This is a genomic window from Plantactinospora sonchi (genome assembly GCF_036422035.1).
In the GTDB taxonomy this organism is placed as follows: Bacteria; Actinomycetota; Actinomycetes; order Mycobacteriales; family Micromonosporaceae; genus Plantactinospora; species Plantactinospora sonchi.
In genome coordinates, this window is the sequence record NZ_JAZGQK010000026.1 from 96,779 (window position 1) to 109,517 (window position 12,739).

At 72.9% G+C, this 12,739-nt stretch carries 13 protein-coding genes; 11 read left to right on the plus strand and 2 right to left on the minus strand.

From position 1 onward, the window contains the following. Window positions 1–90: 90 nt before the first annotated feature. On the plus strand, window positions 91–756 hold the full coding sequence (locus tag V1633_RS27550) for a response regulator transcription factor (RefSeq protein WP_331217241.1): 666 nt from the start codon (window positions 91–93) through the stop codon (window positions 754–756). A 25-nt stretch (window positions 757–781) separates the two neighbouring features. On the opposite strand, the gene V1633_RS27555 is transcribed toward V1633_RS27550, so the two are convergent. Next, window positions 782–1,510 (minus strand): TetR/AcrR family transcriptional regulator, encoded by a 729-nt coding sequence (locus tag V1633_RS27555; protein ID WP_331217174.1) that lies wholly within the window; start codon window positions 1,508–1,510, stop codon window positions 782–784. A gap of 114 nt (window positions 1,511–1,624) precedes the next feature. On the opposite strand from V1633_RS27555, the gene V1633_RS27560 reads away from it, so the two are divergent. After that, a complete protein-coding gene (locus tag V1633_RS27560) occupies window positions 1,625–2,401 on the plus strand; it encodes a DUF2306 domain-containing protein (RefSeq protein ID WP_331217175.1) in 777 nt (258 codons plus the stop codon). A gap of 113 nt (window positions 2,402–2,514) precedes the next feature. Here V1633_RS27560 and V1633_RS27565 read toward each other — a convergent pair whose 3' ends face one another. Then, the gene (locus V1633_RS27565) at window positions 2,515–3,174 is read right to left on the minus strand and encodes a phosphatase PAP2 family protein (RefSeq protein WP_331217176.1); all 660 of its coding nucleotides are present in this window, start codon (window positions 3,172–3,174) and stop codon (window positions 2,515–2,517) included. Between the two features lie 6 nt (window positions 3,175–3,180). On the opposite strand from V1633_RS27565, the gene V1633_RS27570 reads away from it, so the two are divergent. From V1633_RS27570 to V1633_RS27610, 9 genes are all read left to right on the plus strand, one after another. Then, a complete protein-coding gene (locus V1633_RS27570; RefSeq protein ID WP_331217177.1) occupies window positions 3,181–4,449 on the plus strand; it encodes a PucR family transcriptional regulator in 1,269 nt (422 codons plus the stop codon). A gap of 134 nt (window positions 4,450–4,583) precedes the next feature. Next, window positions 4,584–5,759 carry an acyltransferase domain-containing protein gene (locus V1633_RS27575; protein WP_331217178.1) on the plus strand — a complete coding sequence of 392 codons (1,176 nt, stop codon included), beginning with the start codon at window positions 4,584–4,586 and terminating at the stop codon, window positions 5,757–5,759. 43 nt (window positions 5,760–5,802) lie between these two features. Next, entirely contained in the window at window positions 5,803–6,741 is a 939-nt protein-coding gene (locus V1633_RS27580; RefSeq protein WP_331217179.1) for a beta-ketoacyl-ACP synthase III, read from the plus strand. Between the two features lie 88 nt (window positions 6,742–6,829). After that, entirely contained in the window at window positions 6,830–7,069 is a 240-nt protein-coding gene (locus V1633_RS27585; RefSeq protein WP_331217180.1) for an acyl carrier protein, read from the plus strand. Between the two features lie 2 nt (window positions 7,070–7,071). Next, window positions 7,072–8,298 (plus strand): beta-ketoacyl-ACP synthase II, encoded by a 1,227-nt coding sequence (fabF, locus tag V1633_RS27590; RefSeq protein WP_331217181.1) that lies wholly within the window; start codon window positions 7,072–7,074, stop codon window positions 8,296–8,298. A 105-nt stretch (window positions 8,299–8,403) separates the two neighbouring features. Continuing rightward, window positions 8,404–9,792: an acyl-CoA carboxylase subunit beta gene (locus V1633_RS27595; protein WP_456238647.1), complete on the plus strand. Its 1,389-nt coding sequence runs from the start codon at window positions 8,404–8,406 to the stop codon at window positions 9,790–9,792. A 91-nt stretch (window positions 9,793–9,883) separates the two neighbouring features. After that, complete coding sequence (locus V1633_RS27600; RefSeq protein WP_331217183.1) at window positions 9,884–10,621, plus strand: class I SAM-dependent methyltransferase; 738 nt, start codon at window positions 9,884–9,886, stop codon at window positions 10,619–10,621. A 33-nt stretch (window positions 10,622–10,654) separates the two neighbouring features. After that, window positions 10,655–11,287: a class I SAM-dependent methyltransferase gene (locus V1633_RS27605; RefSeq protein WP_331217184.1), complete on the plus strand. Its 633-nt coding sequence runs from the start codon at window positions 10,655–10,657 to the stop codon at window positions 11,285–11,287. Window positions 11,288–11,404: 117 nt separating this feature from the next. After that, window positions 11,405–12,670: an FAD-binding protein gene (locus V1633_RS27610; protein ID WP_331217185.1), complete on the plus strand. Its 1,266-nt coding sequence runs from the start codon at window positions 11,405–11,407 to the stop codon at window positions 12,668–12,670. The last annotated feature ends 69 nt before the right edge of the window (window positions 12,671–12,739 follow it).

Consider the following 12,739-nt stretch of genomic DNA (forward strand, 5'->3'; position numbering starts at 1 on the left):
GACCCGGCGGGCCCGCGCGGGCACGGAACCAGCGGGCACGGGACCAGCGGGCACGGAACCAGCGGGGAGGACCCCATCAGCACCGGTGACATCCGTTCCGACGCACCCGTCCGGGTGGTGGTCGCCGACGACCAGGAGGCGGTACGGGCGGGCCTTGTCCTGATCCTCGCCGGTTCGCCCGGGCTGACGGTGGTCGGGGAGGCCGCCGACGGCGAGGAGGCGGTGGCGCTCTGCCGGCGGCTGCGCCCTGACGTCGCCGTGCTCGACGTCCGGATGCCCCGGCTGGACGGCGTCTCCGCGACCCGGGAGATCGTCGCCGAGGGACTGGCCGACGTCCTGGTGCTGACCACCTTCGACCTCGACGAGTACGTCTTCGGTGCGCTGCGGGCCGGCGCGTCCGGGTTCCTGCTGAAGGACACCGACGCCGAGGGGCTGGTCGGCGCGGTGCGTACCGTGGCCCGGGGCGAGGGTTTCATCGCCCCCGCGGTCACCCGCCGCCTGATCACGGCCTTCGCCGCCACCGCACCCGCCGCCTCGGCGGCCAGCCGGGCGGCGGCCGCCGAACTCACCCCCCGGGAACGGGACGTGCTGGCCTGCCTGGGGCTCGGCCTCTCCAACCAGCAGATCGCCGACCGGCTGCTGATGGCGGAGAGCACCACGAAGACCCACGTGAGCCGGATCCTCGGCAAACTCGGGCTACGCAGCCGGGTGCAGGCGGCCATCCTCGCCCAGGAGTTGAACCTGCCGGCGCCGTGACCCGTCCCTGCCGATGCCGGCCTGGTCAGTCTCCGGGTCGCGGGCGGGTACGCAGAAACAGGTCGACGCCGTCGAGCACCCGTTGCAGTCCGAAGTCGAAGCCGCGCTCGCTGCGGTGGTCGTACTGCTCGGCGAGGGTGTCCGTGGCGAGCAGGGCGGTCATCGTCGGGAAGCGGTCGCGCCATTCGGAGCGCAGCACGGCGGGCAGGTCGAGCACCGGTCCGTGGGCCGGGTCGACCGAGAGCTGGGCCGCGCCGCGTACGTAGCCGTTGACCATGAAGAGGACGTCCATCATCGCGTCGGGGACGAGGCCGGTGTCGGAGATCGCGTACAGGGCCGCCTCGGTCCAGGCCAACTCGTGTGGACCCATGACCCGGCTGGTGCCCACGACAGCGAGGGTCCAGGGGTGGCGGTGGAAGATCTCCCGCAGGCCCAGTGCCCAGTCCCGTAGCGAGCCGCGCCAGTCGCCCGGATCGGTGGCCGGCGGCTCCCCGATCACCTCGTCGAACATCAGCACGACCAGTTCGTCCTTGCTCGGGACGTAGCGGTACAACGACATGGTGCCGACCCCGAGGCGGGCGGCCAGCCGTTGCATCGACAGCGCGGCCAGGCCCTCGGTGTCCGCCGCCTCGACGCCCTCGCGCACGATCCGCTCCAGGCTCAGCGCCGGTCTCGGGCCGCGGCCGGGGCGCTGACGGTCGCCCCAGAGCAGTTTTCCGCCGGGCACCGGAGCCTCGCCGTCTTCGCGCGTCATCAGAACCTCTCGCTCAGGGGGCTGTCCCGGTTACTGCGTATGTCGTACCCTGAGTCGCGTATGACATACGCAGAAACCGTCGGACGTGGTCCGCGAATCACGGGGAGCAGAGCCATGACGCAGCGTACCGAGCAGGCGACCACGCCCCGGAGCGTCCGGAGGGTCCGCTGGTGGCGCCGACCCTGGGTGCTCCCACTGGCGGTACTCACCATCGTCTTTCTCGCCTTCTCGCTCCCGCCGTACCTGACCCTGGATCCGGACCGGTCCCGGCTGCCGCTGCGGGACGAGTTCGCGGCGCACTACCCGTTCCTGCTGGCCCACATCGGATTCGGCACCGTCGCCCTGGTCACCTCTTGCCTGCAGGTCTGGCCCTGGTTCCGTCAGCGCCACCCCGCCGCACACCGCTGGCTCGGGCGGGCCTACTTCTTCGGCGGGGTGCTCCCCGGCGGGCTGGCCGGACTGGTGGTCTCGGTGGTCGCGGTGCAGGGCGTCGTCGGCCGGATCGGCAACGCGCTGCTCGCGACGGTCTGGCTGCTCTTCTCGTTCGCCGGCTACCGGATGGCCCGCCAGCGCCGGTACGCCGAGCACCGCCGGTGGATGGTCCGCAGCTTCGCGCTGACCACCTCGATCGTGGTCAACCGACTCTGGCTGGTGCTGGGGATCATCGCGTTGGCGCCGCTCACCGACACGTACTACGGCGGCGACGAGGAGGCGATGATCCAGGCCGCCGCCGAGGCGAGCATCTGGCTCAGCTGGGTGGTCAACCTGCTGGTCGCCGAGTGGTGGCTGGAGCGCGGCCGCGGCCGGCGGCGACGGCCCGCCGGCGAGAGCGGGGGCACCGCCGGCACGGACCCGGTCAGCGCCCCGGCGCCGGCCTCCTCCCCCGCCTGATCCGGCCGGCGCCACACCAGTTCCTCCGACAACTCCGCCCCACCCGAGCAACGACCCGGCGGCCAGCCGGACGACCCGACGGCGCGACGCGGCCGCTGGTCGGGCGACGACGGTCAGGCCGCCGGGCGGGCCACCGTCGGGCGGTCCCGGTCGCCCACCGGGCGGCCCGCGACCAGCCGGGCGACCAGCGGCACGACCGTGAGCGCCAGCAGCCAGCCGCCGAGCACGTCGCTCGGCCAGTGCACCACCAACGCCACCCGGGTCAGCCCGACAAAAACCCCGAACACCACGGCCAGCCCGACGGCCACGGCCCGGCCCGCCGGGGTCAACCTCGGCCAGAGCAGGAGTACGGCGGCCAGGGCCGCCGCCGCCGCGTTGCTGGTGTGCCCGCTCGGGAAGCCGTTGCTGGTCACCACCACGAAGCCGTCCTCGGGGCGGGGGTGGTACACCAGCCAGTGCATCAGGCCCCAGAGCACCGGCACCAGCACGGTCACCGTGACACAGAACGCGGCCGACCGCCGGTCGCCACGAAACGCCAGGACCACCCCGACCACCAGGCCGGCGACCACGAACGGCACGGTGGCGGCGACATCGGTCGCCACCCGGAGCAGGTCGACCAGACCGGGACTGCGGTCGCCGTACCCCCGGAAGGTGTCGCTGACCGCGAGGTCGGCGCGGTCCAGCGGCGCCCAGCCACCGATGGTGAGGGCCAGCAGGGTCAGGAACCCGGCGGCGGCGAGCAGCGGCACGACCAGGGACGGACGGGCGACCATCGAAGCATGATGCCACGGCCGCGTGGTGGCGGCCGGTTCCCGACGTGGCAGGCTGGGTCGGTGGTCAACGAGGCGGGGGACGGCGAACTGGCGGCGACGCTGCGCCAGATCGAACGGGCGGCGGGCGCGCTCGCCACGGCGAGCGTGGCCCGGATGGACGAGACCCTGCCCTGGTTCCGCGAACTTCCGGCCGAACAGCGGTCCTGGGTGATGCTGGTCGCCCAGGCCGGGGTCCGGTCGCTGGTCGAGTGGCTGCGGTCCCGGCCGGCCAGCACCGGCCCGCCGGACAGCCCGCAGGAGGTCTCCGACGAGGTCTTCGCCGCCGCACCCCGGGCACTGGCCCGGTCGATCAGCCTGCAGCAGACGGTGGCTCTGATCAAGGTCACCATCGACGTGGTGGAGCAGCAGGTCCCGCACCTGGCGGCGCCGGGCGAGGAGCGGCTGCTGCACGAAGCGGTCCTGAAGTTCTCCCGGGAGATCGCCTTCGCCGCCGCCCGGGTGTACGCCCGGGCCGCCGAGTCACGCGGCTCCTGGGACGCCCGACTGCAGGCGTTGCTGGTGGACGCGCTGCTGCGCGGCGACTCGCCGGACGTGCTGGCCAGCCGGGCGGCGGCGCTGGGCTGGTCGGACGCGCCGCCGGTCGCGGTGGCGGTGGGGCGCTCCCCGGGCGGGGAGGTGACCGCGGTGCTGCACACCATCTACCGCGTCACCCGACGGCTCGGGCTGGAGATGATCGGCGGCGTGCACGGAGACCGCCTCGTCGTGGTGCTCGGCGGCGTCGGTGATCCGCTGTCCGCCACCGAGAAGCTGCTCGCCGGCTTCGGCCCCGGCCCGGTGGTGGTGGGGCCGGCGGTGCCGAGTCTGGACGCGGCGACCGACTCGGCGCGCGCGGCGCTGGCCGGTTTCCGGGCCGCGCCCGCCTGGCTGACGGCGCCCCGCCCGGTGGCCGCCGCGGACCTGCTGCCGGAACGGACGCTGGCCGGGGATCCGGAGGCCCGGCGGATGCTGCGGCAGGACGTCTACGCCGCCCTGGTCCGGGCCGGCGGGGAACTCCTGGAGACGCTGGACGCGTTCTTCGCCGCCGGCGGGGTGCTGGAGAGCGCGGCCCGTACGCTGTTCGTGCACCCGAACACCGTGCGGTACCGGCTGCGTCGGGTGGCCGATGTGACGGGGTTCTCACCGCTGACCGCCCGCGACTCGTTCGCGTTGCGGATGGCACTGACGATCGGGCGTCTCGACCCGTCCACGCCGGTCGGACCCACACACGGACATTAACCACCGTTCAGGACAGACGTCCCGGGAAGTCCGTGATCACCATGGATTTTTGTAGGGATCCTACAAAGCTGGTAGTAAGGATTGGTACATCACGGCAAGCACGTCGGAGCCGATGATCCAGCAGAGTCGTAACCGTGCTCGCCGTACTCTCCCCCGGCCAGGGTTCCCAGAAGCCCGGCTTCCTGACCCCGTGGCTCGACCTGCCCGGCGCCGAGGCGCGTCTGCGCTGGTTCTCCGCGCTCGCCGGCGTCGACCTCGTCCGGCTCGGCACCGAAGGCGACGCCGACGAGATCCGGGACACCGCCCGGACCCAGCCGCTGCTGGTCGCCGCCGCGCTCCTCGCCGCCGAACACCTCCCGATGTACGACGTGACGGTCACCGCCGGCCACAGTGTCGGTGAACTCGCCGCAGCCGCCCTGGCCGGCGTACTCACCCAGGAGAGCGCGGTCACGCTGGCCGGCGTACGCGGCCGGGAGATGGCCGCCGCCTGCGCGCTCGAACCGACCAGCATGTCCGCCGTACTCGGCGGCGACCAGGCCGACGTGCTGGCCGCCATCGAGGCACACGGACTGCACCCGGCCAACTTCAACGGCGCCGGCCAGATCGTCGTCGCCGGGGCGGTCGACCAGCTGGCGAAGTTCGCCGCCGAGCCGCCGGCCGGCAGCCGGGTGATCACCCTGCAGGTCGCCGGCGCCTTCCACACCCCGTACATGGCCCCGGCCGAGCAGGCACTGGCCACCGTCGCCGCCGGCATCACCCCGACCGACCCGGCCCGGATCCTGCTCTCCAACGCCGACGGCGCGGCGGTCAACCACGGACGGGAGATGGTGCAGCGCCTGGTCCACCAGGTCACCGCCCCGGTCCGCTGGGACCTGTGCGTGCGTACCCTGGCCGACCTCGGCGTCACCGCCGTGATCGAGCTTCCCCCGGCGGGCACGCTCGCCGGGCTGGTCAAGCGCGAACTCAAGGGCAGCGGCGCCGTACCGGAGATCGTCACCCTGAACACCCCGGACGACCTCGCCGCCGCCCGCGACCTGATCGCCCGGCACGGCGCCCCGTCCGGCCACGAGCCGACCATGCAGTTCCGGGTCGTGGTCGCCGGCACCGCCGGCACCTTCAACCCCGCCGACGAACTGGCCGAGGGCGACACGGTCAGGTCCGGACAGGTCATCGGTCACATCGCCACCCGACAGGGCGCCGTCGACGTCACCGCGCACGCCGCCGGTGTGCTCACCGAATGGCTCGCCAACCACGACGACCCGGTCGCCCCGGGCCAGCCCCTCGCCCGCATCGGAGGACAGCTCTCATGACCGGTCAGCGCGACACCACGGACCGCCGCCGGGCGGTGAACCGGTGAGCCGGATCCTCGCCCTCGGGCACTACCAGCCGTCCCGGGTGCTCACCAACGACGACCTCGCCCAGATGGTGGACACCAACGACACCTGGATCAGGGACCGGGTCGGCATCGTCACCCGGCGGATCGCCGACACCGAGACGGTCTCCGACATGGCCGCCGCCGCGGCCGACAAGGCGCTGGCCAACTCCGGCCTGAGCCCCGCCGACATCGACCTCGTGGTCGTCGCCACCTGCAGTTCGGTGGACCGCAGCCCGAACGTGGCCTGCCGGGTCGCCGCCAAGCTCGGCATCAACGCCCCGGGCGCGTACGACATCAACACCGCCTGCTCCGGCTTCTCGTACGCCCTCGGCACCGTCGACCACGCGTTGCAGGCCGGCGCGGCCCGCAACGCGATCGTGATCGGCGCCGAGAAGCTCTCCGACTTCACCGACTGGACCGACCGGTCGACCTGCATCCTCTTCGGCGACGCGGCCGGGGCCGCGGTGGTCACCGCCACCGGCCCGGGCGAGCCGAGCGGAGTCGGCCCGGTGCTCTGGGGCTCCGTCCCCGAGCGCAGCGAGGCGGTCCGGATCGAGGGCTGGCGCCCGTACATCCAGCAGGAGGGGCAGTCGGTCTTCCGCTGGGCCACCACCGCACTGGCGCCGCTCGCCCTGCATGCCTGCGAACGGGCCGGCGTGGCGCCGGAGGAGATCGCCGCCTTCGTACCGCACCAGGCCAACCTCCGGATCATCGAGGGGATCGCCAAGCGGCTCGGCATGCCGAACGCGGTGATCGCCAAGGACATCGTCGAATCCGGCAACACCTCGGCGGCGAGCGTGCCGCTGGCCCTGTCCAAGCTGGTCGAGCGGCGGGAGGTGCCGTCCGGCGCCCCGGTGCTGCTCTTCGGCTTCGGCGGCGGCCTCACCTACGCCGGACAGGTCGTCCGCTGCCCCTGACCCCCCGGCCGTGGCGGCATCCCGCCCGGCCGACACCGGCGGACCAGTCCGCCGTCGCACCATCCATCCAGGAGAGGAAAGAACCACAATGACCCGTGACGAGATCACCGCAGGCCTCGCCGAGATCCTCGAAGAGGTCGCCGGGGTGAGCCCGGACGACGTCGCCGAGGAGAAGTCGTTCACCGACGACCTCGACGTCGACTCGCTCTCCATGGTGGAGGTCGTCGTCGCCGCCGAGGAGAAGTTCGGCGTGAAGATCCCGGACAACGACGTGCAGAACCTGAAGACCGTCGGTGACGCGGTCTCCTACATCGAGGCCCAGTCCTGATCATGAGTCGTCCCGACGTTGTCGTTACCGGGCTCGGCGCGACGACCCCGCTCGGCGGGGACGTCGCGTCGACCTGGGAAGCCATGTTGGCCGGTCGCTCCGGGGTGGGTCCGCTCACCCAGGAGTGGGCGGCGCAACTTCCCGTACGGATCGCCGCCGAACTCGCGGTCGAACCGACCGAGAAGCTGGACCGGGTCAAACTGCGACGGCTCGACCGGTCGGAGGCGATCGCGCTGATCGCCGCACACGAGGCCTGGGCGGACGCCGGGCTGGCCGATTCGCCGCCGGACCCGGAACGGATCGCGGTGAGCGTCGGCTCCGGGATCGGCGGGGCGCAGACCCTGCTCGCCCAGGACGACATCCTGGAGGCGTCCGGCCCCCGGCGGGTGTCGCCGCACACGGTGCCGATGCTGATGCCGAACGGGCCGGCCGCCTGGGTCGGACTGGAGCTGGGTGCGCAGGCCGGGGTCCACTCGGTGGCCAGCGCCTGTGCCACCGGGGCCGAGGCGATCGCGCTCGGCCTGGACATGATCCGCTCCGGCCGGGCCGACGTGGTGCTGGCCGGCGGCACCGAGGCGGTCATCCACCCCCTGCCGATCGCCGGGTTCGCCTCGATGCGGGCGATGTCGACCCGCAACGACGACCCGGAGCGGGCGTCCCGCCCGTGGGACAAGGCGCGGGACGGATTTGTGCTCGGCGAGGGAGCCGGTGCGATCGTGCTGGAGCGGGCCGACCACGCCGCCGCGCGCGGCGCCCGGGTGTACGCCCGACTGGCCGGCGCCGCCCTCACCTCCGACGGCTACGACATCGTGCAGCCGCACCCGGAGGGCCGGGGCGTGATCCGGGCGATCAACATGGCGATCGCCGACGCGGACATCGACCGCTCCGACATCGTGCACGTCAACGCCCACGCCACCTCGACCCCGGTCGGCGACATGGCGGAGATCGTCGCGCTGCGGACCGCGCTGGGGACCCACCCGGTGGTGACCGCGACCAAGTCGATGACCGGACACCTGCTCGGCGCCGCCGGCGCCTTGGAGTCCATCGCTACCATCCTGGCCATCCGGGACGGTGTGGTCCCGCCGACCATCAACCTCGACGATCCCGACGACGCCCTCGACCTCGACGTGGCCGCCCACAAGGCGCGTCAGATGGACATACCGGCGGCGTTGAACAACGGCTTCGGATTCGGTGGCCACAACGCGGTGCTCGTCTTCGCCCGGGCCTGAGATCCCGCCGGACATGCTCAGCGGTCCGCCTGCCGCGCCAACCGGCCGGCAACTGATTTGGAGGCTTTCGTGACCACCACGTCTGTAAATCCGGCGCTGCCCACCGTGGACCAGCGCGACCCGGAGCTGCGGCTACGGTCACTGTTCGACGCCGGCTCCCTGCGGCTGGCGGTCAAACGCGACGACTCCGGGGTGCTCTGGGCCCGGGGCGAGATCGACGGCACCCCGGCGGTCGCGTACGTCACCGACGCCACGATCATGGGCGGGGCGATGGGCGCCCAGGGCTGCCAGCACATCGTCGACGCGATCGACACCGCGGTCCGGGAGCGGGTGCCGGTGCTCGGGCTCTGGCACTGCGGCGGCGCCCGCCTCGCCGAGGGTGTCGTCTCGCTGGACGGGGTCGGCCAGGTCTTCGCGGCGATGGTCCGCGCCTCCGGGCGGGTGCCGCAGATCTCCGTCGTCCTCGGGCCGGCGGCCGGCGGCGCCGCGTACGGGCCGGCGCTGACCGACATCGTGATCATGAGCGATGCGGGCCGGATCTTCGTCACCGGTCCCGAGGTGGTCCGCAGCGTCACCGGCGAGCAGGTCGACATGGAGCGGCTCGGCGGGCCCGAGCCGCACGGCCGGCGCTCCGGCGTGGTGCACGTGACCACCAAGGACGAGGCGTCGGCGATCAACGAGGCCCGGAAGCTGGCCGAACTGCTCGGCAGGCAGGGGCGGCTCAGCCCGGACGACGTACCGACCGAGGGCGACGCCGGGCACGACCTCGCGGCGAAGATGCCGACCGAGGCCAACCGGGCGTACGACGTCAAGCCGGTGGTCAAGGCGCTGCTGGACGAGCCCGGCGTGGAACTGCACGCCAAGTGGGCACCGAACATCGTCACCACGCTGGGCCGGTTCGCCGGCCGTACCGTCGGTGTGATCGCCAACAACCCGCTGCGGCTCGGCGGCTGCCTCGACGCGTCCAGCGCCGAGAAGGCGGCCCGGTTCGTCCGGATGTGCGACTCGCTCGGCGTACCGCTGGTGGTGCTCGTCGACGTGCCCGGCTACCTCCCCGGCCTCGGGCAGGAGTGGGACGGCGTCGTCCGGCGCGGGGCCAAGCTGCTGCACGCCTTCGCCGAGGCGGTCGTCCCCCGGGTCACCCTGGTGACCCGGAAGGCGTTCGGCGGGGCGTACATCGCGATGAACTCCCGTTCGCTCGGCGCGACCGCGGTCTTCGCCTGGCCGAACGCCGAGATCGCGGTGATGGGCGCCTCCGCGGCGGTGCAGGTCCTGCACCGCAAGAAGCTCGCCGCCGCCCCGCCGGAGGAGCGGGACGCCCTGCGGGAGCGGCTGATCGAGGAGCAGACCCGGGTCGCCGGTGGCGTCAACCGGGCGCTGGAGATCGGCGTGGTCGACGCGGTCATCGAGCCGGCGGAGACCCGCCGCCGGATCGCCGAGGCACTCGCCGCCGCCCCGGCCGCCCGCGGTTCGCACGGCAACATCCCCCTGTAAGGATGTAAGGAAGGGCCCCTTCTTATCGTTTCTCGTATAGGAAGGGGCCCTTTCTAACAGCCCCGACCCGGCGGACCGCGAGGAGCAACACGTGGAAGCGACCGAGATCCGCAAGCTCGCGGCGCTCGAGGACACCCACTGGTGGTACCGCGAACGCCGGGCGCTGCTGGCCCGGGCGCTGCGTCGACTCGCCGCCGACGGCCGGCCGCCCGGGGCGGCGCTGGACATCGGCGCGGCCGGCGGTGGCAACACCCGGGTGCTCCGGGCCCACGGCTGGCGGCCGGTCGCCCTGGAGTACAGCGCCGACGGGGCCGCGATCGCGATCGAGCGGGGACTGCCCGTCATCCGGGCCGACGCCCGGCAGCTGCCGCTGCCCTCGGCCAGCCTCGACCTGGTGGTGGCGTTCGACATCCTCGAACACTTCGACGAGGACCACCTGGCGGCGGCGGAGATCCGGCGTACGCTCCGGCCGGGCGGGACCGCGCTGATCGCCGTACCCTGCGACATGCGGCTCTGGTCGGCGCACGACGTCGCGGTCGGGCACGTCCGCCGGTACGACCGCGCCGGCCTGGCGGCGCTGATGGAGAAGGCCGGCCTGGTGGTCGACGAGTTGTGGAGTTGGAACGTCCTGCTGCGTCCGGTCGCCGCCTGGCGCCGACGCCGTTCCACCGGCAGTGACCTGGACGACCTGCCCGGCCTGGTGAACCTCGGGCTCCGGGCGGTGATCACCGCCGAGCGCTACCTGCCGGTCAGGGCGATGCCCGGGGTGTCGCTGATGCTGCGGGCGCACCGCCCGGCGACGGACGGGGCCGGACCGGTACGGTCTTAGCTCCGGATCACACCGGTTCGAACGGAGGGTCAGATGCTGGCAGCGGCCAAGAACCTGCTCGGCCACGTTTCGCTCTACGTCGCGTTGCAGCGCGGTCTGGGCGCCGACCGGCTGCGCTACCGCTGCCTCGACGAACTGGGGCTCGCCGACGGTGACACGGTGATCGACGTGGGCTGTGGTCCGGCGTACTACTTCGAGCGGCTGCCGCAGGTCCGTTACTACGGATTCGACACCTCCGCGCGCTACATCGAGTACGCCCGGCAGCGCTGGGGCAGCGACCGGGCGGAGTTCCGCTGCGAGGTCTTCGGCGAGCAGCATCTGGCGCAGATCCCGCCCGCGAACGCGGTGCTGCTGCTGGGCCTGCTGCACCATCTGTCCGATGAGGACTCCCGTCACCTGCTCCGGGTGGCCGGCCAGGCGCTCGCGCCCGGCGGGCGGGTGATCGCCGTCGACACCTGTTTCGAGCCCCGACAGGGCCGGGTCTCGCGGTGGATGTCGGAGAACGACCGGGGTGAGCACGTCCGGGAGCCGGAGGGCTTCGTCGCACTCGCCCGGGAGTCGTTCGCGGACGTGGACGGCGAGATCATCGACGACGCCACCCGGATCCCGTCGAGTTTCTGGCTGATGCGGATGCGCGACCCGGTCCTGACCAACCAGCCGGGCTGACACCCGCCGGCGGCCCGCCGACCAGCCTGACCCGCCGCCGACCGGGCCGACCCGCCAGCGCCCGCCGCCGGCTGACCGGCTCGGAAACACCATCCCCTCCGTAGCAAGGGTGTACGCATGACCGGACGACCGACCAACTGGGCCGGCAACATCACCTTCGAGGCGGCCCGGCTGCACCGTCCGGGTTCCGTACCCGAGCTCCAGGAACTGGTCGCCGCCAGCGACCGGGTACGCCCGCTCGGCACCGGACACTCCTTCAACCGGATCGCCGACACCACCGGTGACCTGGTCTCGGTGGCCGACCTGCCGCCGGTGGTCGAGATCGACACCGACCGGGCGCAGGTCACCGTCTCGGCCGGGCTGCGGTACGGCGAGTTCGCCGCCCAGCTGCACGAGGCCGGTTTCGCGCTGCACAACCTCGGCTCACTGCCGCACATCTCGGTCGCCGGAGCGGTCGCCACCGCCACCCACGGCTCCGGGCTGACCAACGGCAACCTCGCCACCGCCGTCTCCGCGCTGGAACTGGTCACCGCCGACGGTGAACTACGGACGCTGACCCGTCAGGACGACGGCTTTCCCGGTGCGGTGGTCGGGCTCGGCGCCCTCGGGGTGGTCACCCGGCTCACCCTGGACCTGGTACCGACCTTCGAGATCTCCCAGTACGTCCACGACAATCTGCCCTGGCACCGGATCGCCTCCGACCAGGAGGAACTGCTCGGCGCCGGATACAGCGTCAGTCTCTTCACCGACTGGACCGGCCCCCGGATCAACCAGGTCTGGGTGAAGCGCCGGACCGACGCCGGCGACGGCTGGCGGCCGGAGCCCGGCTGGCTGGACGCGACGCTGGCCGAGACGCCCCGGCACCCCGTACCGGGGATGTCGGCGGTGCACTGCACGGAGCAGCTCGGCGTACCCGGCCCGTGGCACGCCCGGCTGCCGCACTTCCGGCTGGAGTTCACCCCGAGCAGCGGCGAGGAGTTGCAGTCGGAGTACTTCGTCGCCCGGCACCACCTGGTCGAGGCCCTGGCCGCGTTGGCGGACATCGCGGACCGGATCGCCGCCGTGCTGCAGATCTCGGAGATCCGTACGGTCGCCGCCGACGAACTGTGGCTGAGTCCGGCGTACCGGCGGGACAGCGCGGCACTGCACTTCACCTGGATCGCCGACACCGAGGCGGTGCTGCCGGTGCTGGCCGCGATCGAGGAGCGACTGGCGCCGTACGACGCCCGCCCGCACTGGGGCAAGCTCTTCGGCGTACCGCCCGAGGTGGTGCGTGGACGGTACGACCGGTACGCCGACTTCGTCGCCCTGGCCGGCCGGTACGACCCGTCGGGCCGGTTCCGCAACGACCTGCTGGACACCTACTTCCGGGCCGGGAGGTAGATGTCCAGCGGCTCCGTCCGGGTCCGCACCGGCCGGAGCCGGTCAGCAGCTCAGGCCCGGCGGCACGTC

What these genes read in the sequence shown, in the direction of transcription:
- V1633_RS27605 (WP_331217184.1), top strand. Translation starts at nt 10,655, where the DNA reads ATGCTGGCAGCGGCCAAGAACCTGCTCGGCCACGTTTCGCTCTACGTC.
- V1633_RS27560 (WP_331217175.1), top strand. Translation starts at nt 1,625, where the DNA reads ATGACGCAGCGTACCGAGCAGGCGACCACGCCCCGGAGCGTCCGGAGG.
- V1633_RS27610 (WP_331217185.1), top strand. Translation starts at nt 11,405, where the DNA reads ATGACCGGACGACCGACCAACTGGGCCGGCAACATCACCTTCGAGGCG.
- fabF (WP_331217181.1), top strand. Translation starts at nt 7,072, where the DNA reads ATGAGTCGTCCCGACGTTGTCGTTACCGGGCTCGGCGCGACGACCCCG.
- V1633_RS27565 (WP_331217176.1), bottom strand. Translation starts at nt 3,174, where the DNA reads ATGGTCGCCCGTCCGTCCCTGGTCGTGCCGCTGCTCGCCGCCGCCGGG.
- V1633_RS27570 (WP_331217177.1), top strand. Translation starts at nt 3,181, where the DNA reads ATGATGCCACGGCCGCGTGGTGGCGGCCGGTTCCCGACGTGGCAGGCT.
- V1633_RS27585 (WP_331217180.1), top strand. Translation starts at nt 6,830, where the DNA reads ATGACCCGTGACGAGATCACCGCAGGCCTCGCCGAGATCCTCGAAGAG.
- V1633_RS27555 (WP_331217174.1), bottom strand. Translation starts at nt 1,510, where the DNA reads ATGACGCGCGAAGACGGCGAGGCTCCGGTGCCCGGCGGAAAACTGCTC.